The organism is Shewanella gelidimarina (assembly GCF_023283945.1).
GTDB classification, from domain to species: Bacteria; Pseudomonadota; Gammaproteobacteria; order Enterobacterales; family Shewanellaceae; genus Shewanella; species Shewanella gelidimarina.
This window is the reverse complement of record NZ_JAKIKW010000015.1, coordinates 89,774-115,294: the sequence shown is the minus strand read 5'-3', so window position 1 is coordinate 115,294 and position 25,521 is coordinate 89,774. Positions and strand designations below refer to the sequence as shown.

At 44.6% G+C, this 25,521-nt stretch carries 20 protein-coding genes; 16 read left to right on the top strand and 4 right to left on the bottom strand.

Going from position 1 to position 25,521, the window contains the following annotated elements:
- The first annotated feature begins 98 nt into the window (after positions 1-98).
- The 3 genes from L2729_RS13745 to L2729_RS13735 all read left to right on the top strand — a co-directional run bounded on the left by L2729_RS13745 (position 99) and on the right by L2729_RS13735 (position 1,572).
- On the top strand, positions 99-401 hold the full coding sequence (locus L2729_RS13745; protein WP_101093368.1) for an NrfJ: 303 nt from the start codon (positions 99-101) through the stop codon (positions 399-401).
- 132 nt (positions 402-533) lie between these two features.
- A complete protein-coding gene (locus L2729_RS13740) occupies positions 534-1,049 on the top strand; it encodes a GNAT family N-acetyltransferase (protein ID WP_248988772.1) in 516 nt (171 codons plus the stop codon).
- Positions 1,050-1,062: 13 nt separating this feature from the next.
- Positions 1,063-1,572, top strand: coding sequence for a GNAT family N-acetyltransferase (locus L2729_RS13735; RefSeq protein ID WP_248988771.1), 510 nt, complete (start codon positions 1,063-1,065; stop codon positions 1,570-1,572).
- 86 nt (positions 1,573-1,658) lie between these two features.
- Here the strand turns inward: L2729_RS13735 and L2729_RS13730 are convergent, their stop codons facing one another.
- Positions 1,659-3,401 (bottom strand): bifunctional metallophosphatase/5'-nucleotidase, encoded by a 1,743-nt coding sequence (locus L2729_RS13730; RefSeq protein WP_248988788.1) that lies wholly within the window; start codon positions 3,399-3,401, stop codon positions 1,659-1,661.
- A gap of 399 nt (positions 3,402-3,800) precedes the next feature.
- The gene (locus tag L2729_RS13725; RefSeq protein ID WP_248988770.1) at positions 3,801-4,877 is read right to left on the bottom strand and encodes a CNNM domain-containing protein; all 1,077 of its coding nucleotides are present in this window, start codon (positions 4,875-4,877) and stop codon (positions 3,801-3,803) included.
- 307 nt (positions 4,878-5,184) lie between these two features.
- Between L2729_RS13725 and rlmN the strand changes: the two genes are divergently transcribed.
- The 9 genes from rlmN (at position 5,185) to L2729_RS13680 (ending at position 15,553) form a co-directional block, all read left to right on the top strand.
- Positions 5,185-6,306 carry a dual-specificity RNA methyltransferase RlmN gene (gene rlmN / locus L2729_RS13720; protein WP_248988769.1) on the top strand — a complete coding sequence of 374 codons (1,122 nt, stop codon included), beginning with the start codon at positions 5,185-5,187 and terminating at the stop codon, positions 6,304-6,306.
- A gap of 32 nt (positions 6,307-6,338) precedes the next feature.
- Complete coding sequence (pilW, locus tag L2729_RS13715; protein ID WP_248988768.1) at positions 6,339-7,127, top strand: type IV pilus biogenesis/stability protein PilW; 789 nt, start codon at positions 6,339-6,341, stop codon at positions 7,125-7,127.
- A complete protein-coding gene (locus tag L2729_RS13710; RefSeq protein ID WP_248988767.1) occupies positions 7,127-8,137 on the top strand; it encodes a RodZ domain-containing protein in 1,011 nt (336 codons plus the stop codon). The genes pilW and L2729_RS13710 overlap by 1 nt, the downstream gene beginning before the upstream one ends.
- A 22-nt stretch (positions 8,138-8,159) precedes the next feature.
- Positions 8,160-9,275 (top strand): flavodoxin-dependent (E)-4-hydroxy-3-methylbut-2-enyl-diphosphate synthase, encoded by a 1,116-nt coding sequence (gene ispG / locus L2729_RS13705; RefSeq protein WP_248988766.1) that lies wholly within the window; start codon positions 8,160-8,162, stop codon positions 9,273-9,275.
- Positions 9,276-9,413: 138 nt separating this feature from the next.
- On the top strand, positions 9,414-10,688 hold the full coding sequence (hisS, locus tag L2729_RS13700; RefSeq protein ID WP_248988787.1) for a histidine--tRNA ligase: 1,275 nt from the start codon (positions 9,414-9,416) through the stop codon (positions 10,686-10,688).
- 14 nt (positions 10,689-10,702) lie between these two features.
- A complete protein-coding gene (locus L2729_RS13695; RefSeq protein WP_248988765.1) occupies positions 10,703-11,323 on the top strand; it encodes a YfgM family protein in 621 nt (206 codons plus the stop codon).
- Between the two features lie 11 nt (positions 11,324-11,334).
- The gene (gene bamB / locus L2729_RS13690; RefSeq protein ID WP_248988764.1) at positions 11,335-12,522 is read left to right on the top strand and encodes an outer membrane protein assembly factor BamB; all 1,188 of its coding nucleotides are present in this window, start codon (positions 11,335-11,337) and stop codon (positions 12,520-12,522) included.
- A gap of 85 nt (positions 12,523-12,607) precedes the next feature.
- The gene (gene der / locus L2729_RS13685) at positions 12,608-14,083 is read left to right on the top strand and encodes a ribosome biogenesis GTPase Der (RefSeq protein WP_101093351.1); all 1,476 of its coding nucleotides are present in this window, start codon (positions 12,608-12,610) and stop codon (positions 14,081-14,083) included.
- Between the two features lie 1,323 nt (positions 14,084-15,406).
- Positions 15,407-15,553, top strand: a complete 147-nt coding sequence (locus tag L2729_RS13680; RefSeq protein ID WP_248988789.1) for a hypothetical protein — start codon at positions 15,407-15,409, stop codon at positions 15,551-15,553.
- A 700-nt stretch (positions 15,554-16,253) separates the two neighbouring features.
- Here L2729_RS13680 and xseA read toward each other — a convergent pair.
- Positions 16,254-17,591 carry an exodeoxyribonuclease VII large subunit gene (gene xseA, locus L2729_RS13675; RefSeq protein WP_248988763.1) on the bottom strand — a complete coding sequence of 446 codons (1,338 nt, stop codon included), beginning with the start codon at positions 17,589-17,591 and terminating at the stop codon, positions 16,254-16,256.
- A gap of 119 nt (positions 17,592-17,710) precedes the next feature.
- On the opposite strand from xseA, the gene guaB reads away from it, so the two are divergent.
- The 4 genes from guaB to tadA all read left to right on the top strand — a co-directional run bounded on the left by guaB (position 17,711) and on the right by tadA (position 23,706).
- Positions 17,711-19,183 (top strand): IMP dehydrogenase, encoded by a 1,473-nt coding sequence (gene guaB, locus L2729_RS13670; protein ID WP_248988762.1) that lies wholly within the window; start codon positions 17,711-17,713, stop codon positions 19,181-19,183.
- Between the two features lie 127 nt (positions 19,184-19,310).
- Positions 19,311-20,888 (top strand): glutamine-hydrolyzing GMP synthase, encoded by a 1,578-nt coding sequence (guaA, locus tag L2729_RS13665; RefSeq protein WP_248988761.1) that lies wholly within the window; start codon positions 19,311-19,313, stop codon positions 20,886-20,888.
- 210 nt (positions 20,889-21,098) lie between these two features.
- Positions 21,099-23,030, top strand: coding sequence for an acyltransferase family protein (locus tag L2729_RS13660; protein WP_248988760.1), 1,932 nt, complete (start codon positions 21,099-21,101; stop codon positions 23,028-23,030).
- Positions 23,031-23,175: 145 nt separating this feature from the next.
- Positions 23,176-23,706, top strand: a complete 531-nt coding sequence (gene tadA / locus L2729_RS13655; protein ID WP_283104233.1) for a tRNA adenosine(34) deaminase TadA — start codon at positions 23,176-23,178, stop codon at positions 23,704-23,706.
- Positions 23,707-24,042: 336 nt separating this feature from the next.
- Here the strand turns inward: tadA and mltF are convergent, their stop codons facing one another.
- Positions 24,043-25,464, bottom strand: a complete 1,422-nt coding sequence (gene mltF / locus L2729_RS13650) for a membrane-bound lytic murein transglycosylase MltF (RefSeq protein WP_248988785.1) — start codon at positions 25,462-25,464, stop codon at positions 24,043-24,045.
- Positions 25,465-25,521 lie beyond the last annotated feature (57 nt).

The window sequence follows — 25,521 nt, the reverse complement described above, 5'->3', positions numbered from 1 at the left end:
TTGGAGATTAGGTTATGATTAGTGAAGAGTATTAGAGATTTATGCTTTATTGCATGCTTTAATATATTTGAATTGATAACTTTGAAAGGAAATTTCCGATGATAGCTAAAATAGTTAAATTGGCTGCAGCAGCAACACTGGCTCTTGGTATGTCTAGCGCTTGGGCTCAAGGTGTTATGCATGAAGGTACTGTCATGGATACTATGAATGGCGGCGGTTATACCTATGTACAGATTAAAGAAGCTGACCAAACATTTTGGGCAGCGGGTCCACAAATTGAAGTTAAGAAAGGCGATAACGTCGTTGTTCAAGAGCAGATGTGGATGAGCGACTTTGCCAGCAAAACGTTAAATCGTACTTTTGACAAGCTATTGTTTGTTGGCAGTATCGACAAGAAGTAATACGGATCTGGTTGTAGCTAAGAGCTCAACTTGTATCACAGTATAAGAAAACGGCGCAGACTTTGTCTGCGCCGTTTTCTTTTGTCATGAACTAGCGCAAAATAACGCTATTGTTTCGTTTGATTGATTGTCATGCTCAGAATTATTCCCTACAGCAAGTGTTATGCGGTCCAAGTTAGCCACTTATTTCACCTGGCCATTAATGTTATTGCCGATGATGTTTACTCTATAGCAGAGAAACAAGCTTGGTCGTCTTCGCCTCGTTCCGGCTACCATTGGCACAAAAGGCTATCTCGCTCAAAAGCTTGGCTAATGATCGATGATGAGCGCGATGTACAAGGTGTGCCTTTATGTTGCGGTTTGGTCAATCTTGAGACCCATTTTAATACTCGTGGCTATATTGACAGTCTCTATGTTCACCCTGATTTTCAACATCAGGGGATCGCCACTGCACTTTTTACACAATTACAAACTTGGGCGACTTCCGCCAATATCAGTAACTTGTCAGTGGATGCTTCTAAGCTTTCAAAACCGCTGTTTCTTTCTCATGGATTTAGACTCCACCATCGCAGTTATCAAGAAAAGCGTGGTCAAATTATAATGGGTTATTTAATGAGTAAAGTGCTGACAGAACAGGAGCAAAGTTAAGCTGGATAAGATGATGAGTGTGAGATTGTTTACTGAACAGGATGTCGACCAACTCGCGACCTTGTTTCACCTGAGTATCACGCAGGGAGCCAGTAGCCACTATAGTGCTGATGAACGTGCAGTGTGGTCACAAGCGCCTCGAAGTCATCAAGATTGGCTTACAAGGTTACAGCCTACTACAACATGGGTGGCGGTTGAGAGAGGCGTTATTGCGGGGTTTATCAACCTCAAGCCTGCACTGCTTAAACCATCAGACAGTGCCAAAGAGGTGCTTAGGGCTGACATCGATTGCCTGTTTAGTCATCCTGACTTTACGGGGAGAGGTATTGCCACTGCGCTTTACGGTTACTTAGAAGCATTTGCCGTAGCGCAGCAAGTAAAGCTGTTAACGGTTGAGGCGTCTTATCTAGCCAAGCGCTTTTTCGAAAAACAGGGATATAAGGTGCTTTCAAAGAACCGACATCCACGCGCAGGGCAGGTATTAGTTAACTTTAGCATGAGTAAAGTGCTGATAAATAAGTGACGTTGGATTGAAACAATACCCCGTTAAATAACGAGGTACTTTGCTCTGCTCTGTTAGCGATTAACGCGAATAAGCAGCGGTCAGGGTTAACGTCTATGGCTAGTGTAATGCACCTGTGGCTCTATTACGTCCACGAGTGTTTCAGGGCGTGCCATAAAACGAATAAAAGCTTCAGCTAAGGTGAGCGTCTCGACACTGCGCTGCCAGCTGGACTGTAAAATAGGTGAGTAACCCTCTTTACCTGATGCGGTATATGCTGATGACACGCCGATATAGTGTTGTTCTGGGTCAATATCAAACCACTGCGGTATGCCTTCAACGTGGCGCATAATCTCAAGCTTAATGATCCGTTCACCTAAGGTTTGTCTGCCATCATAAAAATACTTAAGGCCATAGGTGTAAGGGAAACTGCCTGCTCCAGTGCCGATGACACTATTATTCGTGGCAGCATTAATGGCAGATTCCAACATCTCAAATAGACAGCGGCCTTGAATTTGGTAGGTCACTAAAGGCAGGTCAAACGGCAAAATACGGCCGATCACTTCGGCAAGGCTTAATTGCCCTTTGTTAAGTGACTGCCTAACACCACCGGCATTGTGCAGCGCAAAATCAACTTCAATGCCCATATCGACAGTTTCTTGGAACATACTCCGGCTGACTAAAGGCGCTATCTCACTGCCATGGGGCAGTGCTTTACTCGGCAAGCGTGTATGAATGAGGTTTCTTGGTACAAAACCGAGAATTTGATTGTCGAGGGCTTCAAGCGTTGGCCGATATTTTTTAAGGATAGTTTGCTGAATGACCCTGTCTTCGCCATCCCAAAAAATAGCCGGGTTAGCGTCAAGTTTTGCGCGGATCGCAAGATAATTATCAGCGCTGACTTCACCTTCACCCGCTTGCAATATAAATTGCTGGTCGAGCATAAAATAATTGCCGCCGTTAAGGTCTGTCACTGTACCTTTGTCATCAAACGTAATATCAGCGATGCCTATGTTTTCGGCGTATTTCCCGGCATGCACGATTGGCGTGTTGTTCACGCGCTCCGCATAAGGCATATTGCTTAATCCTAACTCGCGAAAATCACCTTGCAGCGTATGAGAGTGGCCGCCAACAATCAAACTTATCCCATCAACCTCTTGGGCGAGTATTTTGTCTTGGTCTAGCCCAAGATGACTCAGCACTATGATGTGAACAATACCCTCAGCATGAAGTTTAGCGACGGTGCGCCTTGTCGTCTCAATGGCATTGATAAAATGGGTATCTTCGTCGGGGCGGGCAATCTCTTTCATTTGGTCAAGCGTGATCCCGACAATAGCGACTTGTTTGTCCTGCAGTGGCTTTAAAATATACTTGGCTGTCTGCGTGTCGTTGTCGTAATCATAAAGGTTAGGGTGCGAGGCCAGTCGTGCTGCTTTGTGGTGGCTTTCTTGGCTTAAATCCATATTGCCCGCAAGTAACGGGAACTGGATATCGTTAAGGAAATCTAAGACCGGGCCGTTACCCGCATCAATTTCATGATTACCGAGTACCATCGCATCGGGCCTTAACAGGTTCAGTAGATCTGAATTGGCTTTGCCTTTGAACTCTTTAAAGTAAAGTGTGCCTTGAAAGCTGTCGCCGCCATGTAAGAATAGAAACGATTGCTGATTGGCTTTGGCCGACAATTTGGCCTGAGAAAGTTGGTAACCAATACGTGCGTATCCACCACTATGAGTGTATAGCGTTAATGCTTGTTGTTGCTCGAATATCGTAAACTGCAGTCGGTTTGCGTCGAAATGAGAATGTGTGTCGTTGATGTGGGCAAGTTTTAAAGTGTAATTAGACGTCATCATATACCAGTTGTATTAAGTATCTGTTCATTCAGTGGGAATTCAAAGCGCTGAAGGCAAGTGGGGAACTTGAAGCTACTAGTTGTTCTATATCAAGAGTTACCTACGTAGGATACAGTGCTTCGAAACCCACCCGACGGGAAGCGCTCAAACATTCCACTTCTACTTTGCATTGCCTCACAAGGGATCACCATTATTTCGTTAATGCGCCTTGAATTGAAAAGCTTGAGCGATTCTGAATTGACTACATACTTAATACAATTGGTATTAGTCCTCAGAACCAAACAAGAATTATAGCACTAACCATTCTGATTGGTGAAATACTGATTTTGGCGGCTAAAAAAAGGAGCTAAGCTCCCTTTTTTATATATACCTAAGCGGTTTAGGTATGCAAGATAATTAGCCCTTATCTGGCTTGTCATCAAACTCGCCGTCGTCCGAAAGCACAATGCCTTTATGCTTCATTCTACGACTCCACAATTTACGCGCTAATTGCTGCATATCTGTGACAGGGTCGTTGGAATCGACAATTTCCAGTCCTAGAAGCGATTCGACGATATCTTCTAGGGTCACAATGCCTTCACCAGAGCCGTATTCATCAACCACCATCGCAATCTTGGTATTACGCTTAATCATTAACTCAAATAGCGGGAGAATTTTTGCAGTTTCAGGAATGACCAGCAAGTTATGCTTCAACACTGCAATGGGCTCACTCGGCGTTTTACGCTCTGCCAGCAATACGTCGTTACGATTGATGTAGCCGATAATATTATCAGGTTCATCTTGGTAAACAGGGATTCGGGTAAAGGGTTTTGTCATATACTTAGTGGCAAAATCACCTTGGGTTAATGTTATAGGTAGCTTAAACATCACCGTGCGTGGTGTCATAATCGTGGTGACAGGCATCTCTTTAACAGACAACATTTGAGTCAGAATTTTTGACTCCTGCTCGTCTAGTTCGCCAGAGACTCTGCCTATTTCTGCCATTGCACTCATCTCTTGACGAATATACTGGCCTTCATCGCCTTTACCCATTAGTTGGGTTACCTGCTTAGACATCCAGATAAGTGGCAGCGTAGCACGCTCCATCCATACTAAGGCGATTGAGACGGTTGGGGCAAGTGAGCGCCAGTAGTTTGCGCCTAATGTTTTAGGAATGATTTCTGAGAAGAACAAAATAAGAAAGGTAAGCACACCTGAAAATACGCCTAACATCTCGTCACCAAACACTTTAGCGGCTTGCGCGCCTGCAACAGCGGCTCCAACAGTGTGAGCAATGGTATTTAAAGTAAGGATAGAAACGAGTGGAGATTCAACGTTTTCTTTTTGTTTATTCAACCTTGCTGCTGCTGCGGGGTTTGTTGCGGCAAGAGTGGCGATATAACTGGGCGTGACTGAGAGTAAAACTGCTTCAAACACACTACAAAGAAAAGAGATGGTAATGGCGACAAAAACGATAATGATAAGAGTTATCATACAGGTGAAATTACACTTCCAAATGGCGGACCAACATTGGTCTGAGCGGATTCTAACACAGGTTTATATTTTCCGTGATACGAGCAAATGAAGTTTAGACGCTATTTTTTGCGGTTTTTGTCTCTATATTGAGTCCGTCATCCTCTGCTTAGCGGGTTTGTCTTGGTTTGGCGGATGAAACATTGAGTATAAGTGCATGAAATAGCAGCATGAGCATATTAGGGGACCTAGGTTACTGGCCAAATTTTGTTAGGATCTGTATAATTCGCCGCCCGGATGCAGGTTTTAGGTTTTTGAGGTTACATACATGAGTGAAAAGAAGATCAATTTATTAGATCTTGATCGTAAATCGATGAGAGCGGTATTCGCCGAAATGGGCGAAAAGCCGTTCCGTGCCGATCAATTGATGAAATGGCTTTATCACTTTGGTGTGAGTGACTTTGAAGAGATGACCAACATCAACAAAGCATTACGAGCAAAGTTAGCGCGTAAATTTGAAATTGTTGCGCCTGCAATATCAAGCTATCAAAAATCAGCTGATGGCACTATCAAGTTTGCTATTGACGTAGGTAACGGCCAAGAAGTTGAAACGGTATACATACCTGAAGAAGATCGCGCCACTTTATGTGTCTCGTCTCAAGTAGGTTGTGCACTTGAATGTACCTTCTGCTCAACGGGAGCGCAGGGCTTTAATCGTAACCTTACCGTGTCTGAAATCATCGGTCAGGTTTGGCGTGTCGCCGACTTTATTGGCTTTGTGAAAGATACCGGCGATCGTCCCATCACTAACGTTGTTATGATGGGAATGGGTGAGCCATTACTTAACTTGAAGAACGTTATTCCGGCAATGGATATCATGTTAGATGATTTCGGTTTTAGCTTGTCTAAGCGCCGTGTCACCGTATCGACTTCAGGTGTTGTGCCAGCGTTAGATATTCTTGGCGACGCACTGGATGTGGCTTTAGCCGTCAGTATTCACGCGCCAAACGATGAACTACGAGATATATTGGTACCCGTCAACAAGAAGTACCCATTAGAAGACTTTCTCGCGGGGATCCGTCGCTATATTGCCAAGTCTAATGCTAACCGTGGCCGTGTAACTGTTGAGTATGTGATGCTTGATCACATTAATGACAGTACTGACCAGGCGCATGAATTGGCCAAGCTGATGAAAGATACGCCATGCAAAGTAAACTTAATTCCCTTTAACCCATACCCAGGTTCTCCCTACGGCCGTTCGTCTAATTCACGAATAGATCGTTTTTCTAAAGTACTGATGGAATATGGCTTAACGGTTATTGTGCGTAAAACCCGTGGTGACGATATCGATGCCGCTTGTGGTCAACTTGCTGGTGATATTAGAGACAGAACCAAGCGTTTAGCGAAAAAACGCATGCAAGAGAACCAAATTTCGGTCACAATGGATTAACTCTTTGTATCTATTGGTAGATAGGCTAAACGATGAATCATAGAAAGGTGAGCGTGCCGCTGGTTATTTTGTTGTCTGCAACAGCACTTTCGGGTTGTGTGACACAAAGTACTTATACTGGCACTGATACACCTGTCTCTGAACGAAAAGTCAATAAAGTGGCCGCAGCGCGTCAACGGGTACAGTTAGGCTTAACCTATCTACAAAAAGGTAATAGTGAGCAAGCCAAAGCGAATTTAGACCGCGCGTTAGCTTTTGCTCCTGAGCTTGAAGATGTGCATATCGCATTTGCATATTATTACAGTTCAGTAGGTGAATTAGAAAAGACCGAACAGGCATACCGACAAGCGACAAACCTTTGGAATGCCAGCGGAGATTCATTTAATAATTTCGGTACATTCCTGTGTCAACAAGGTCAATATGCTGAGTCTGAAAAGATGTTCCTTAAAGCTGTTGAACGTCCTTTGTATACTCAGTCAGCATCGACTTATGAGAACTTGGGAATTTGTAGCCGAAAAGCAGGTCTAATAGAAAAAGCGCAACAATATTTTGCTATGGCGCTTAAGTATGATCCTAGAAGACGCACCTCGCTTATCGAGTTAACTGAAATTGAACTTGAAGCAAAACGGTATACAGAGGCGAGAGTTCGGCTATCACGTTACCATAAAGTAGCGGTCGAATCTCCAATCAGTTTAGCGCTGGGAATTGAAATTGAACAAGGTCTGAATGACGATGAAGCAGTAAGGAAATTTGGTATTTTACTCTTAGCAAAGTTTCCTTCTTCGCCTCAGGCCAAGCAATATCGGGCTAATACGCATTAATGAAAAATGAACAGAATGATCTGCCCAACATAGATAACAACGACACTGAAAGCCTAGTGGAAGAGTCAACACTCACACTGGGCGTTTTGCTAAAAAAAGCTCGCGAAAATAAAGGCGTTTCAATAGAGGATGTTGCGACGCAATTGCATTTACGTCCGAGTATCATACTCGATATTGAAGCAGACAATTTATTAGCCGTCGGCGCGGCGACCTATGTACGCGGCTACGTAAAAAATTATGCTCGCGCGGTGCAAGCAGATCCGTTTGAAGTGCAAGTTTGTTTAGATAAACAGCTGTTAAATGATGCTGAACCGTCAATGCAAAGCTTTTCACGCAAGAGAACACACCAAGCCCGTGACGGTAGGTTGATGTTTGTCACCTACGTCATTGTGTTTGTATTGTTGGCGTTAATGGTGTTGTGGTGGTTTCAAAAATCATCCATAGAAACCAACGTCGATTACTCACAGCCAACAGTTGAGGAAGTTGCCGCCTCTGCGGAGGAGGCTTTCTTTAATGAAAGACTAAGCAATGGACAAACAACAGACTCACAAAGTACCGGTAATAATGAGCCCGTTTATACGGCATCAAATCAAGAGGGTGCGACTGATACTTTGATTACTCAGCCCCAGCTCAGCGTCGCCAGTGCGCCGCTGTCAGTGGGACAGATGCTGGTTTCAATGGTTGACAGCCCATTAGGTGATAATACCTCGAATGACGCGAATACCGTCACTGAGCAAGTTAATCGCAATAGCGATGCTACGCTGTCAGATTTGGTCTTAAGCCTCACGGGTGATTGCTGGATAAAAGTGACGGATGCGAACGGTAAGACACTGGTCAATGGTTTAAAAAAACCAGGGAATAACATCAATGTTACTGGCGCAGAGCCTTTCGCAGTGATATTGGGCGCTCCACAAGTTGTGAGTATTGAGCTCAATGGAACTCAAGTTAGTTTGCAACAATATCCTAGCGGTGAAGTGGCGCACTTAAGCCTGCCTCTGGCTGGACAATAACAGATGACTGAGCACAAAGACGATGTATAACGAATCTCCAATTATCAGACGCAAATCTAGCCGCATTTATGTTGGCGATGTACCGATTGGTGACGGCGCACCTATCGCCGTGCAGTCGATGACTAATACTAACACCAACGATGTGGCTGCCACAGTGGCGCAAATTAACGCATTAGAAAAAGTCGGCGCCGATATTGTTCGCGTATCCGTACCCACCATGGATGCTGCTGAAGCGTTTAAACTTATCAAGCAACAAACCAACATACCGTTAATTGCCGATATTCATTTTGATTACCGTATCGCCCTTAAAGTGGCTGAATACGGTGTCGATTGTTTGCGTATCAATCCAGGTAATATTGGCAACGAAGAGCGTATTCGCAGTGTGGTTGAATGCGCGCGTGACAAAAACATCCCTATTAGAATCGGGGTGAACGGTGGTTCATTAGAGAAAGAACTAATGGACAAATACAAAGAGCCTACACCTGAAGCGCTATTTGAATCTGCGATGCGTCATGTTGATATACTTGATCGCCTTAATTTCGATCAGTTTAAAGTCAGCGTTAAAGCATCAGATGTATTCTTAGCGGTTGAGTCATATCGTCTGTTGGCTAAGCAAATAATACAACCACTTCACTTAGGCATCACTGAAGCGGGCGGTGCGCGTGCAGGTTCGGTTAAATCGGCTGTTGGCTTAGGAATGTTACTGGCTGATGGTATTGGCGACACGCTGCGTATATCACTTGCGGCTGACCCGATTGAAGAGATTAAAGTGGGCTTTGATATTCTTAAATCATTGCGCATACGTTCACGAGGAATTAACTTTATTGCTTGTCCGTCATGTTCTCGCCAAGAGTTCGATGTTATCTCTACGGTTAACGAGTTAGAGCAACGTCTTGAAGATATCGTTACCCCATTGGATGTCTCTATCATCGGTTGTGTGGTCAACGGTCCAGGTGAAGCGCTTATTTCCAATATTGGCCTTACCGGCGGTAACCGCATGAGCGGCTACTACAAAGACGGTGTGCGTCAAAAAGAGCGTTTTGACAATAACAATATTGTTGATTCGCTAGAAGCTAAAATTCGGGCAAGAGTCGCCATGACTGAAGCAAGAATTCCAGCGCAAGATGTAACTAAGTAAACAATTTTATAATCACAAGTGAACTTGGTTTACTTGTGATTTTTTATGGGTAAAAACACCCATTTTACGTTTAGTATCGAAACGCCTATAATGCGGGGCGTTTTTTATTTTTAAACAGCAAATTTGGCGAATCGAACAGTGGCAAAACAGATCCAAGCGATCCGCGGAATGAACGACATTCTGCCGACCCAAAGTCCTATATGGCAAAAACTTGAAACCGTTCTTAGAGAGACCGTCAGTGCATACGGTTACAGCGAAATCCGTACACCTATCGTTGAAAGTACCGATCTTTTTAAACGTTCAATCGGTGAAGTGACTGATATTGTTGAAAAAGAAATGTACACCTTTGAAGACCGTAACGGCGACAGCTTATCGTTACGTCCAGAGGGTACAGCGTCAACGGTACGCGCCGGTAATGAACACGGTTTACTCTATAACCAAGAGCAACGTCTCTGGTATATGGGACCTATGTTCCGTCATGAGCGCCCACAAAAGGGACGCTACCGTCAATTCAATCAATTTGGTGTTGAAGTCTATGGCATCGCCAGTGCAGACATCGACGCTGAAGTATTAATGCTATCTGCCATGCTTTGGGAAAAGCTTGGGATTTCGGAGCATGTCACACTTGAGCTCAACACCTTAGGTGATAGCGAAGAGCGTGCAGCATATCGAGATGCTTTGATTGCCTTTTTAGAGCAGCATAAAGATGTGCTAGATGAAGACAGCCAACGCCGGATGTACAGTAACCCGCTTAGAGTTTTAGACTCTAAAAATGCTGCTGTTCAAGCTTTGTTAGGTGATGCACCAGCGTTGATGGATTACTTAGGCGAAGAGACTCGTTCACATTTTTCACATTTATGTGAACTCTTAGAGGCTGTTGGCATCCAATACACAATCAATCCTCGTCTAGTGCGTGGCTTAGATTACTATAACCGCACCGTGTTTGAGTGGGTGACATCAAGTCTAGGCTCACAAGGCACTGTTTTAGCTGGCGGCCGTTACGACGGTTTAGTGGGTCAACTCGGTGGTAAGTCAACACCAGCAGTCGGCTTCGCTATGGGTCTAGAGCGTATTGTGTTATTGCTAGAAACCCTCGAGCTAGATAAAGATGTTAAACCCGCCGTTGACGTCTATGTCACTGCGATGGGTGATAACTGCCGAGTCGAAGCGATAAAGGTTGCGCAAGAGTTAAGAGCAAGTTTGCCGAGTTTGAAAGTCATGAGCCATTGTGGTGGCGGCAACTTTAAAAAACAGATGAAGCGAGCAGATAAAAGTGGTGCTGCTGTGGCACTTGTGATTGGCGAAGATGAACTTGCCAATAATCAAGTTGCAGTAAAGTACCTTCGTGAAGATAAAGCACAAGAATTAGTTGCCCGAGATGCGTTGGCGACTTATATTGCAGAACTGATTTAAAAGGGGAAGTACACGTGGAAGTCTATAGCACAGAAGAACAACAAGTAGATGCTATCAAACAGTTCTGGAAAGATTACGGTAGTTCAATTGTCGTAGGTGCTGTTGTCGGTTTAGGTGGATTATTTGGTTGGAACTATTATTCCGACTATCAGTTAGCTCAAGCAGAAGCCGCTTCAGAGTCCTTTCAGGCTCTAAGCAGTCAAAACACAGCTGATGCAGTGATGCTAAGCGCTGCAGATACGTTTGCTAAAGAACATGGTCAAAAAGGCTATCAGTCTTTATTAGAGCTTATGGTCGCTAAGTCAGCCGTTGAAACGGGTGATTTGGAAAAAGCCGAAGCCACACTTAAAAATGTGATTGCGGTTAATGCCGATAGCAGCATCGTGCTTGTAGCAACCATGCGTCTTGCACGTGTGCAAGCAGAGCAAGGTCAATATGCGACAGCGATTACCACGCTTGAGCAGATCAAAGATGTTGCTTCAGTGGCACAAAGAGATGAATTAAAAGGTGATTTCTTGGTTCGCCAAGGTGAAACCGACAAGGCTAAGCTTGCTTATCAAGCTGCAGTAGAAAATGGTGGCACTATGAGTAGTCCAACATTGCAAATGAAGCTTGATAATTTGAACAAGGCATAAGGAATCTGCCCATGAAGTCTTGGTGTAAAACACTGCTCGCATGTGGATTGAGCATAGGAATGCTGTCTGCGTGTGCATCGAACGATGTTGAGGAAGAGCCCGTTTCTCCGCTTACAGAAATTGAAGCAAGCGTTTTTCCAGAAGTGAGCTGGAGCGCTAATGTCGGTGCTGGTGTCGGTGATTATTATTCACGCCTCCGTCCAGCGGCGCGTTATGATAAACTTTTTGTTGCTGACCGCTACGGTAAAGTCGTCGCTTTTGATGAAGCTACTGGCAAAAAAGTATGGGATAACGATTTTAGCTCAATCTTTAGAGATAATATTCTCGCGAAAAACAAAGGCGCACGTTTAGCCGGTGGTGTTACCGCGGCACGAAACAAAGTCTTTGTCGGTGGCGAAAGTGGCCTTGTTGCAGCATTTGATGCTGAAACAGGTGAACCTATATGGCACGTTATCGCTAGCGGTGAAGTGTTATCAGCTCCAACGGTTGGCGACGACTTAGTTGTGGTTAATACCGGTTCAGGTACGTTAGAAGCTTTCAATGTTGATGATGGCGAAAAACGTTGGGTTTATGAAAACCAACTGCCAACATTAACCTTACGCGGCACAGGCTCTGCAGCTTATGATGCGGGTGGTTTCTTTGTCGGTACTGCTGATGGTAAAATCGCAGTAGTGATTAAAAGCAACGGTCAGGCTGCATGGGCACAAGCGATTTATACGCCAGCTGGCGGTAATGAGTTTTCTCGTATGGCTGACGTTGATATGAAACCATTGCTAGTGGGTGAAAACCTCTACGCAGTAAGTTACAACGGTAACCTTGTCTCAATGGAGATGCGCACGGGTCGTGTTGTTTGGACGCGTAAGTATTCAAGCTTTCATGAGTTAGCTTATTCAGGTGCAAGCTTGTTTTTGGTTGATGACCATAGCCGTATTTACTCTGTTGATAGACGAAATGGTCTAGAGTTATGGAGTAATGTTGAGCTAGCAAACCGTAATTTAACCGCCGCAGTGTCGTTTAAAGACTACGTTGTTGTAGGTGACTTTGAAGGTTACCTGCATTTTTTAAGCAAGTCTGATGGTAAAATAGTCGGGCGTGTTCAAGTAGATAGTTCCGGTTTATACAGTCAGCCGCTTGTTGTTAAAGACAACTTGTATGTGCAGACTCGTGATGGACAAATAGTTCGAGTTACACTTCCGTAAGCCGAATTGTTAGACATGATAAGGCCCCTGGATGTGTATTCCGGGGGCTTTTTAGTTAATAGAAATGAGTAATAGAGGCAATTAAATGATTCCTGTTGTGGCCCTTGTTGGGCGACCGAATGTTGGTAAGTCGACCCTTTTTAACAGACTTACCCGTACCAGAGATGCCTTAGTGGCAGATTTTCCTGGGCTAACTCGGGATCGTAAGTACGGCCGAGCGCACTTGTCTGGCTATGAGTTCATTGTGGTTGATACTGGTGGTATCGATGGCACTGAAGAGGGGATTGAAACCCGTATGGCTGAACAGTCGTTAGCTGCTATTGAAGAAGCTGACGTAGTCCTGTTTATGACAGATGCTCGCGCAGGTTTAACCGCTGCCGATTTAGCGATCGCGCAGCACCTACGTAGCCGTGAAAAAACCACATTCGTTGTCGCCAACAAAGTTGACGGCGTCGATGCCGATTCAGCCTGTGCTGAATTTTGGTCGTTGGGTCTTGGTGAAGTTTACCAAATGGCCGCGGCGCAAGGTCGTGGTGTAACGAACATGATTGAGTACTCTTTAGCACCTTACGCGGAAGCGATGGGGATCACCAAGCAGGGTGAAGGCGAAGAGGACGAAGAAGAGCGTGAATACACGGAAGAAGAAGCCGAAGTTGAGCAAAAGCGTCTACAAGACTTACCGATAAAACTTGCCATTATTGGTAAGCCTAACGTAGGTAAATCAACGCTAATCAACCGTATTTTAGGTGAAGAACGCGTTGTTGTGTATGACGAGCCTGGCACCACTCGCGACAGTATTTACATTCCAATGGAACGTGAAGGTCGTGAGTACGTGTTAATTGACACTGCAGGTGTTCGTCGCCGCAGTAAAGTCCATGAAACGGTTGAGAAGTTCTCGGTTATTAAAACCTTGAAAGCCATTGAAGACTGTAACGTGGTACTGCTTATTATTGATGCCCGCGAAGGTATTGCTGAGCAAGACTTAGGTCTACTTGGTTTTACACTTAACGCAGGTCGTGCATTAGTGATTGCCGTCAACAAGTGGGACGGAGTCGATCAAGAGATAAAAGAACGTGTTAAGAGCGAACTCGACCGCCGTTTAGGCTTCATCGACTTTGCCCGTATTCACTTTATCTCGGCATTGCACGGTACTGGTGTTGGCCATTTATATGAGTCAGTTGAAGAAGCATACGACAGTGCAACTAACCGCGTAAGTACGGCAATGTTGACGCGTATTATGCAAATGGCACAAGACGATCACCAGCCTCCATTGGTTAGAGGTCGCCGTGTGAAGCTTAAATACGCTCACGCTGGTGGTTACAACCCTCCTATTGTGGTTGTTCACGGTAACCAGGTTAAGAAGCTACCTGATTCATACAAGCGCTATATGATGAACTACTATCGTCGTTCACTTAAAGTGATGGGTACACCGATCCAGATCCGTTTCCAAGATGGTGAAAACCCGTTTGAGGGCATGCACACTAAGAAGCTGACTGTGGGTCAAGAGCGTCGTCGTAAACGTATGACGTCTCATATTCGTGACAAGAAGAAAGAAGATTAATTCTTTGCTCTTTGCTTGATAGCAAGTTGATACTAAAAGGAACCCTAGGGTTCCTTTTTTGTTGCTTGGGGTTTGGTGGTCTGTGCCATAGGGCTATATTGGAGCTTTAAAGCATCAGGCTGCGCCTGACCAACGTCGTGGGATTCCATCCCACAGCCGGGCAAGGAGGACTGCTCGTCTGATGTGAATGGATTCACGAATGCCGCGGCGGCATGGATGCCGAAGAGTGGCCTTATCCTCCATGCATCCACCATGACGCCCCGACGAAGTTACATGCATTAAGTACTGAAGTGGTCAACTAATTTTGGCCTCGTGCTTATGGATAAATAGCTAACACTTCCGATGGGGCATCTGATGTGAATGAATTAACGTATGTGCAGACGCAACTGAGGCACGCTTTTCGCCATCCATGGCCGCTCTACGGTTTCATCCCTGAAACCGAAGGCCTCAGCCACATCTACACAGGGTTAGAAAACACAATCACTCGGCATTTGAGTTTGAAATAGAAAGTCTATAAAAGATATGGCTGTCCTGTCTTTTTGCTGGTCAACAAAGAGTTTCCAACGTATTTCGGCAACTTCGATGGGGAATGGGTGTATTCTGTGGCTCCATTTTGGTCTGCTAACAAATAGATATATGACTAAAGGCCGAGCTAGCTATTGGACAAAAGCTTGTCAGAGTTAAAACTCTTGAGTGATGAATTTCATTAGGGAAAATATGGCAAACGGATATGCGGTAACGCCCTTATAATAAGTGAACCTAGCGCTGGCGGGCGATTAGCACAGCAAATGGCATGACAGCCTTGAGTGAGTCTTGATTTATAAGCTTGTTAGCCATCTCTGACTATTTCAGATATATTAAGTAATGAAGAACCAAATAGCCCCAAATACCAACCAACTAATAGCCAGCATTCGTAATATCACTGTGTGAGTGGTGCTAAATTTAAAACTGAATGATATATGATTTAATAACAACATTATTGGTACTATTAGAATATCATAATTGCCATACCTGTACGGATTCGAAGAATCAAGACTTATACTTAACGTCCAAAAAAGGAATGACACTAGAATAGTGAGAAAGCCAAATTTATATATTTTATTTTCTGCAATCAGTCCTTTAGGTTTTTCCGTAAAAATAGCGATTAGTTTCTTCAACTCTTCATCCCTCTAGATTCAATCTTAAATGGAAATTTAAACGAATTCACAATAGTGGCTAGACATAATGACTCCCCACTAAAGATGCTGATCTCCAATCAATCGTGGGTTAGCTGAAAGCCAGAGCCATAATAGTTTTGTTAAAGAAACTAAATAGGAGATCTGCATGAATAAACATAACATACTTTTTATTGGCCTTGATACACATAAAGAATTTGTAGAAGTTACTTATATTGAAGATCAAAGAGGAGCGCAAGCGCTTTGCCCCTTGGCTCTGGTGTGGGTGAAGCACCACGACCTTGGTCAAGCGTAGCTTGATATTCTCAGCGTTGTGGTTCCAATGACCAGCGGTGGTGTTGCACATGGATGTGCGAATGTCGTGATCACATGGATGCAAATGAACGACCGTATGTGCAGACGCAACAGAGGCACGCTTTTCGCCATCCATGGCCGCTCTGCGGTTTCATCCCTGAAACCGACGGCCTCAGCCGCATCTACACTGGGTTATGAAAGCACAAACTCTCGGCATTTGTGTTTAAAAATAGGAACTCAACAGTTAAATTCCATACCAAACGAACAGAAAATACTTATTCCCCATCGAAGTTGCCGAAGTACGTTGAAGAAATAGCCGTAATGCCCACACGGACGTGGGCATAGCTTTCGCGGGGCAGGTCGTTCCTTGGCATCCATGCCACCACGACATTCGTAAGTCCATTTACATCAGATGCCCCATTGGAAGCGTTAGGCTATTTCGAATAAGTACGAGGAAGACAACTTCGTCGGGGCGGCAGGGGTGATCCAAGAGGGGATTGCTGTTGATCCCCTCTTGGCCGAGTGTGAACTGGAAGCTCACGACCTTTATCAAACGAAGTTTGATTGCTTATGGCTGTAAAACTCAGGAGTGGGCGAAGCACCACGACTTTGATTTTCAAACGAAGTTTGATTAGCTGTACGTTAATTTTCAAACGAACTTTGAACATGCCTTCTCAAGTGAAGATAGAATCTGCAACTGGTTACCCCACCTCAATAACCGTCGAGGTCACACTTCCATCTCGCAAACGTGTGGTCAGTGTATCACCAACAAGAGTATCGTCAGCCGCCTGTAGCACCTTACCGTCGCCGTTTAAGGTGATGCTATACCCTCGGCTTAACGTCGCCAGTGGACTCACTGTGTCTAACTGCTGAGCGCGATGGCTGATGCGTTGTTCACTCATGGTGAGCTTATCTGTCATTAGCGCAGTGAGTTTGTCACCCAAATAGCTTAAACGTTGGCTTTCTAAATCTAATCGATGTTGCGGCGATTGATTGTCGAGTCGGCTGCTGAGTTGCTGTTGCTTTAACGTCAAACCATGCAGTTTTGATTGCATCGCTTTTTGCAGTCTTAATTGCATCTCATCAAAGGTTTGTTCATAGGTTTGTAAGCGGCGTTGTGGATCTTGCTTTTGCAGGCGGTGCTCTGCCGTTTGCAATCGACTTTGTTGCTTTAACTGATAATGCTGCCAACTTTGCTTTAAGCGTGACAGTACCGCGGTGAGCTTTTGGGCCTTGTTGTCGGCATCATTTGATAACAACTCAGCCCCGGCGGATGGGGTCGGGGCGCGAAGATCGGCGACATAATCACTGATGGTCGTATCAACTTCATGACCGACGGCGGACACGACTGGAATGCCACTGTTGTAGATAGTGTGTGCTAACCCTTCGTCGTTAAAGCACCACAAATCCTCTAATGAGCCGCCGCCACGAGTGACCAGCAGAACATCAACTTCAGCGCGGGTGTTGGCGAGGTTGATGGCACTGCAGATACTTTTCGCGGCTGCAACGCCTTGCACTGGCGTTGGGTAGATGATGACTTCCACTGAGGAGTCACGCCTTGCTAATACATGCAGGATATCGCGAATAGCCGCGCCAGTAGGGGAGGTGACCACGCCTATTCGTTGAATGTTTTTGGGTAATGGGCGTTTAGTGTCTGCAGCAAACATGCCTTCGGCTGCGAGCTTCATCTTTAACGCTTCATATTGCTGCGCGAGTAAACCGTCACCTGCGGGGAGCATAGATTCGATCAGTAGTTGATAATCGCCTCTAGGCTCGTAAACGCTAATATTGCCCTTAACTAATACTTGCTGACCATTGACGGGACGAAAAGTCACTGCTTGATTGCGGCCTTTAAACATGGCACAGCGTATCTGCGAAGCATTGTCTTTTAAGGTCAAATACCAATGGCCAGAACCAGGGGCGGCAAAATTTGAAATCTCAGCATTTAGCCAAATTCGGCCCAACTGTCCCTCAAGCAGCTGTCTTACTTCACCATTGAGCCGAGAGACCGTGTAAACGTTGTTTTTTGCGGTTTTCATGATTATTTCACACTAAATGCTAATTAATGCCTATTTTCCATTTACCAACCCAGATATGCAAGGTATAATCTCGCCGCAATATTTCACCTCTAAATCCTACTCTCTTGGGGAGATGTTGCATGTTAAGATTGAAGAAAGAAGCGCTAACGTTTGATGATGTGTTGCTAGTTCCTGCGCACTCCACCGTCCTCCCAAATACTGCCGTTGTCAAAACACGTCTAACCAATACGATAGAACTAAACACGCCTATAGTGTCAGCTGCGATGGATACCGTCACAGAAGCACGCTTAGCAATTGCGATTGCTCAGGAAGGTGGTTTAGGATTTATTCATAAAAATATGACGATTGAGCAACAAGCTGAAGAAGTACGCAAAGTAAAAATTTACGAAGCGGGCATTGTTCAACAGCCAGTCACTGTGACGCCAACCACCACCCTTGCCGATCTTAAAATACTCACAATTAAAAACGGTTTTGCGGGTTACCCAGTCGTTAATGACGCCAACGAATTGGTCGGTATTATTACCGGTCGTGACGTGCGCTTCATCACTGATTGGAGCCGTACGGTTGATCAGGTGATGACCCCTAAAGATCGCCTAGTGACAGTGCCTGAAGGCACCAAGCTTGATGAAGTTCAAACGCTGATGCATTCTCACCGTGTTGAGAAAGTACTTGTTGTTGATGATAACTTTAAGCTTAAAGGCCTCATCACGGTTAAAGATTTCCAAAAAGCTGAGCGTAAGCCTAACGCCTGTAAAGACGAGTTAGGTCGTTTACGTGTTGGCGCTGCAGTTGGCGCAGGCCCAGGTAATGAAGCGCGTGTTGACGCACTTGTTATCGCCGGCGTTGATATACTGCTTATCGATTCATCTCATGGTCACTCAGAAGGCGTTCTGCAGCGTATTCGTGATACTCGTGCCAAATATCCTGACTTACAAATTGTTGGCGGTAACGTTGCGACAGCTGAAGGTGCATTAGCACTGGTTGAAGCGGGTGTTAACGCGGTTAAAGTCGGTATTGGTCCTGGTTCTATCTGTACGACTCGTATCGTCACCGGTGTAGGTGTGCCGCAAATTACCGCAGTTTCTGACGCTGCTGCCGCGGTTAAACATCTTAATATCCCTGTTATCGCCGATGGCGGTATTCGCTTCTCTGGTGATTTAGCTAAAGCACTCGCTGCCGGTGCATCATGCATCATGGCAGGTTCTATGTTTGCCGGTACTGATGAAGCACCAGGCGAAACTGAGCTATATAACGGCCGTGCTTATAAGTCATACCGCGGTATGGGTTCTCTTGGCGCCATGACGCAAACACAAGGTTCGTCTGACCGTTATTTCCAAAGCGATAACGCAGCAGACAAACTGGTGCCGGAAGGTATTGAAGGTCGCGTTGCTTACAAAGGTAAGCTTAAAGAGATCATTCACCAGCACATGGGCGGTTTACGTTCATGCATGGGCCTAACGGGCTGTGCGACCATTAAAGATCTTAATGAAAAAGCAGAATTTGTGAAAATCACCTCAGCAGGCATGGGCGAGTCTCATGTGCATGATGTGACTATCAGCAAAGAAGCGCCAAACTACAGTTTCGGCTCGTAAGGTTTGAAAAGGCGACAGTGACTGTCGCCTTTTATTTATGTGGACATTGGCTGCCTCATCGCGATGCAAGACCTCTACGTAATATTAAGAATTTAGTTAAATAAAAATATAAAGATTAAGGTACCCCATGAACAATATTCATGAGCATAAGATCCTCATCCTCGATTTTGGATCTCAATACACCCAATTGATTGCCCGCCGTATTCGTGAAATCGGTGTTTATTGTGAACTTTGGGCTTGGGATGTTTCCGAAGAACAAATTCGTGGTTTTGCACCTAACGGCATTATCCTAGCCGGTGGTCCAGAAAGTGTGACAGCAGAAGACTCTCCACGTGCCCCTGAATATGTATTTAACGCAGGCGTTCCAGTACTTGGAATTTGTTACGGCATGCAAACCATGTCTGAGCAGCTTGGCGGTAAAGTGATTCAAGGTGTGGGTGAAGGTGAGTTTGGTTATGCACAAATAGAAATTCAAACCGAATCGGCACTGTTCAAAAGCATCGAAGATGCGGTCAGTGACATCGGTAAGCCTCTGCTTGACGTATGGATGAGTCACGGCGACAAGGTAGCTGAAATTCCTGAAGGTTTTGTTACTGTCGCAAAAACCGAGACATGTCCGTTTGCCGCCATGGCGAATGAAGACAAAAAGTTCTACGGCGTGCAGTTCCACCCTGAAGTGACTCACACTCGTCAAGGTAAGCGTATGCTTGAGCATTTCGCCCTTGAGATCTGTGGCTGTGATGCGAATTGGAAACCGTCTTCAATTATTGAAGATGCCATTGAGAAACTTAAAAAGCAGATCGGTGACGATGAAGTTATCTTAGGTTTATCGGGTGGTGTTGATTCATCGGTTGTGGCTATGCTGCTGCATCGTGCGATTGGCGATAAGTTGACTTGTGTGTTCGTTGATAACGGTCTTTTACGTTTAAACGAAGCTGAGCAAGTGATGGATATGTTTGGCGATCACTTTGGACTTAACATTGTTCATGTGAATGCAGAGCACCGTTTCTTAGAGCAAATGGCCGGCGAAGCGGAACCTGAAGCAAAACGTAAAATTATTGGTCGTGTTTTCGTTGAGATCTTCGATGAAGAATCAAAGAAATGCGCTAATGCTAAATGGCTTGCTCAAGGCACTATTTACCCAGATGTTATCGAATCTGCTGGTAGCGCCACAGGTAAAGCGCACGTGATTAAATCACACCATAACGTTGGCGGTTTACCTGACGATATGGAGATGGGCCTTGTTGAGCCACTGCGTGAGTTATTTAAAGATGAAGTGCGCAAGATTGGTTTAGAGCTAGGTCTGCCCTATGACATGCTTTATCGTCACCCGTTCCCTGGACCGGGTCTTGGTGTGCGCGTACTGGGTGAAGTAAAGAAAGAGTACTGTGATTTATTGCGCCTAGCGGATGCGATTTTCATTGAAGAGCTGCACAGTGCTGATCTTTACAACAAAGTGAGCCAAGCGTTCACTGTGTTCCTACCGGTACGTTCTGTTGGCGTAATGGGCGATGGCCGTAAGTACGATTGGGTTGTTAGCTTACGTGCGGTAGAAACTATCGACTTTATGACAGCTCATTGGGCGCACTTACCGTATGATTTCTTAGGTCGCGTATCTAATCGAATCATCAATGAAGTTGACGGCATTTCACGTGTTGTTTACGACATTTCAGGTAAGCCACCTGCGACAATCGAGTGGGAATAACCGTTAAGGGATAACCACGCCCTTATATAAAACGATTAAGCGCGCACATAGTAATATGTGCGCGCTTTTTTTATTGGCATGATTTTTCAGCGAAACAAACCGATGTTTCTTATACTAATACCAATTGCATTAAGTATCTGTTCATTGACTAAATATCTAATGCAACTGGTATAAATTAATGGATTGGGATTTATTAGCAGGAGCTTGCCTATGCGCTATAGAGCTGAAATCGATGGTTTAAGGGCAGTTGCCGTTATTCCGGTTATCTTATTTCATGCTGGCTTTACTCAGTTTAGCGGTGGTTTTGTGGGGGTCGATGTCTTTTTTGTCATTAGCGGCTACCTGATCACCAGTATTATTTTGGCTGAACTGGGGCAGGACAAATTTAGTATTATTAACTTTTATGAACGCAGGGCCAGAAGGATTTTACCGGTGCTGTTTTTTGTCATGTTTTGCTGTATTCCTTTCGCCTGGCTATGGTTAATGCCACTGGATCTTAAAGACTTCTTTCAAAGCATTGTCGCAGTATCCACCTTTTCATCTAATATCCTCTTTTGGTTAGAAAGTGATTATTTTGATACCGCCGCCGAGCTAAAACCCTTGTTGCATACATGGAGTTTGGCGGTTGAAGAGCAGTATTATATTTTCTTTCCTTTGTTCTTAATGATGTTATGGGGTAAAGGCAAACGTGTCATTCTCGGCGCATTGGTACTGATTTTCTTGGCTAGTTTATCTTTAGCACAATGGGCAGCATATAATGCGCCGTCAGCAAACTTTTACTTATTGCCTACGCGAGGTTGGGAACTACTCATCGGTGTTTTTGCGGCGTTTAGTCTCCATCAAGAGAAATATAAGTTGTTGCCAGAAAAGCTGAATAACCCGCTGAGTATATTGGGTTTGCTGTTAGTGCTATTTTCAATTTTCATTTTCGATTCCACTATTCCCTTTCCAAGTTTGTACGCGCTAATTCCCACTCTTGGAACAGTATTGATTATTCTGTTTGCCAAAAATGGCACCTTGGTGCAGCAGCTTTTAAGTCGGCGGTTTTTTGTCGGTATTGGGCTGATAAGTTATAGCGCCTATCTATGGCATCAGCCCATATTTGCATTGGTTAAGTATCGCAGTTTTACCGAACCCTCACATTGGCTGATGTTGTCTCTGTGTATTGGTATTGTTGCTCTGTCATACTTGAGTTGGCGCTTTGTTGAAGTGCCTTTGAGAAACAAGCAGACCTATAGTCGTCGATTTATTTTCACCAGTGGTGGTGTGTTGACGGCGGTATTTGCGATGACAGGCCTATTGGTAGATGCAAATCAACTCTATAAATCCAATGATGCTGACTCGAACTTAATGGTGAAGTCTTATCAGCCGGATAATCGACAGCTTGGTGCCAATAGCTGGAGCCAGCTGCGTACTCTCAGTGGTAATGAGGATTATGGTGTCGATAAGAACAGCTATGACAGGACTCAGTGGTTTGATACTAAAGATGACCGAAAGCGTTTATTGATAGTGGGGAACTCGCACTCTAAAGACATTTTTAATGTGCTTACGAGTAGCATCATCACCCAGCGCCAATTTCAAATAGCGCGTTTCGGCACTGAGATAGGTAACATCGATGAGACTTTTTATCGTTCACCCAATTACCTCTTGGCCGATGTTGTGATGTTCGCATCTCAATATAAACCTGCCGATCTCAGTGAGCTCGAAACCATCGTTACCCGCTCGATTGCGGATAATAAAAAACTGATTTTAGTTAAAAATATTTATGAATTTGAGGAGTTTGGCCAGCGTACCTATGCCGACTTCCTATTTCACTTATTGCTAAAGGAGCGAGGTGGAAACAATGTTTCTAGCCTCGATATTGCTAAAATCAATCAGAAACACTTTGAGCAGTTTTCTGACCGAGAATTTAAGCAGTTTACCCTGCAGGCAAATATGACCTTAATCAGGCTTGGGAATAAATACCCCACTGTTAGGGTGCTCGATAGAATGGATTATGTTTGCAATAAGCGTAAACAGCTCTGTTACGCCATTAATGATGATTATCAGAAATACTTTTATGACTATGGTCACCATACTGTGGCTGGGGCGACATTCTTTGGCGAACGGGTTGATGAGGTGAAGTGGCTAAAGAGCATTTAGTGAGATGCTGAGGGGCTAAATTGTTACTTGTAACGAATTAAAGCTTGGTATAATGACGATGAAAGTAACCAAGCTAAGTGTTTTAGTCACATTGGAATGATGTCACATAACATTGAGCGGTTTTATAACGTAATAGGGGCACCGATTGTCACAGCAGGAACAAGATAGCCGTTTTATGAAGATGGCGATGGAGATGGCCACTAAGGCTGAAGAAAAAGGTGAGGTGCCCGTTGGTGCGGTATTAGTTAAAGAGGGTGAAGTGATCAGTGCCGGTTTTAACTTTAGTATTGGCTTGCATGATCCCAGTGCCCATGCCGAAATGCAGTGTATCCGCCAAGCGGGTAAAGTATTAGAAAATTATCGCCTAATAGATAGCACCTTGTATGTAACATTAGAACCTTGCGCTATGTGCGCTGGCGCCATTGTGCATTCAAGGATTAGTCGGTTGGTGTTTGGTGCCAATGATGAGAAAACCGGTGCTGCGGGTACGGTGATTGATATCGTACGTCACAGTGCGTTTAATCATCAGGTTGAGGTGACATCTGGTGTGCTCGAAACCGAATGTGCTGAGCAGTTAAGCGCCTTTTTTAGGCGACGTAGAAAAGAGAAAAAAACCGCTAAAGCGCAAGCTAAACTTGATGCTCTGCAAGCGATACCGGCCAAATTAAATAAATGATCTATTTATTCATGTGGCAAAATGGGCTTATACGAGGCGTGAATTGCAGCAACTCGTTATTCTCATCCACAACACCACAGAAGTACATCTTCCCCATCAATAATGGCCAGGTATCTAGTGCGATAGGTATCACTCAGAAGGGCGAATAAAAGCGAAGAACTGTTTTTGTCTATTTAAGGTTTTTAAATGACGGGTTTTCAGCTGTGTACGGCGACGTGCTGCAATATTATTAATCGCTTTTTTTCTCATGTGATCTCCAGATCTTGTGATGAGTAACTAACCTAACGTTATTAGATGAAGTTTTAATGAATCTGCGTCTAGGGTTGTCAGCTTCTATTACTGCGGTTGAGCACTTTCGATAACTTGGCCGCTGTTATCTGCAGTTTGAGTAACATCTTCCTTTAATTCAAGTAAAATATTCTGGTTATCAATCCACACTAAAGTGTCGTAATAACGACGGATACTATCGACATAGTGAACCGCTTCATTGCCGCGAGCATAACCATAACGGGTTTTTTTGTAATGCTTACGTTTTTGCAGCAGCGGCAAGACCTCTTTAATATCTCGCCAAGCACTAGGATTGAGTCCCATTGATTGGGCTAATTTTCGCGCATCTTCAACATGTCCGAAACCAATATTATAAGAAGCAAGTGCAAACCACATACGCTGACTCTCCGGTACTGAGTCGGGTAAGCGCTCCAGCATACTGTTGAGATATTTAGCGCCACCTTGAATACTTTGAAAAGGGTCAAGACGATTTTTAATGCCCACTTGCTTTGCGGTGGGTAGAGTTAGCATCATTAATCCGCGTACACCGGTCGGTGAACGTGCATTGGGATTCCAATGTGACTCTTGATAAGCGGTAGCAGCAAGTTTGCGCCAATCAATATCTCCAGCGTACTTTTCAAACGTTGCTTGGTATTTCGGCAGTTTATTATCGATGGCACGAATAAAGGCGCGGGTATCGACATAGTCAAAACGTTTTACGTGAGCAAAATACTTTTCGTTTAGTTGGGCGAGGGTGCCACGGCGTTTTTCTATATGCCAAAAGGCTAATAGTTTGCTCATTAGGCGGTCACTATTATTGGGTGGCAGCAACCAAACAACCGGTTGTTTTTCTTTTAATATAGGCCCTTGGCGTAACTCAGGCATAAAGCGTCTATTAATGTCTAAACTGGTAGAATCGGCAATGGTATAGAGGAGCTCGCCAGCGGCAATCATGGTGAGTAACTCTTCTGCGTCTTTATCTTTTTCCTGATCCCAAACAAGGTCGGGATTAGATTTTTGCAGTTCGATTAAGGTGTCAACAAATGAGGAGTCGGTGATCACCGTGATATCGCCTTGCAGCTTATTGATATCTTTCGGTGGTGGGGTGCCTTGTCGATAGACTAAAACTTGGTTAACTCGGTATAAAGGTGGACCCACCCGAAACTGCTCTCGTCTTGAGGGGGTGTCAGCCAGCCCTGCCGCAATTAAGTCAACTTCGCCACGCCTTAGTGCACTATAAAGCTCACTGATATTGCCATAAGGTTGCATCTTAAGTTCGAGATCTAAGTATTGTGCAAAACGCTCCGCCATCTCGTAATCGTAACCTGAGTCACCTTGGCCGGTACTAAAGTAGATCTGAGGGCCAAATATGGTGCCAACCACTAATTCCGTTTTAGGGGCAATGACGCTAGGTTTTTCTTGTTCCACAGCGACCTTCTGGCAGCCAGCCAGTAAGATAACGCAGCAGTAAACAAGTAAAAATCTTTTCATCATTATTATGGGTTAGCGCTTAAAATATAAAGAAATAGTCGTCGATTATACCACATT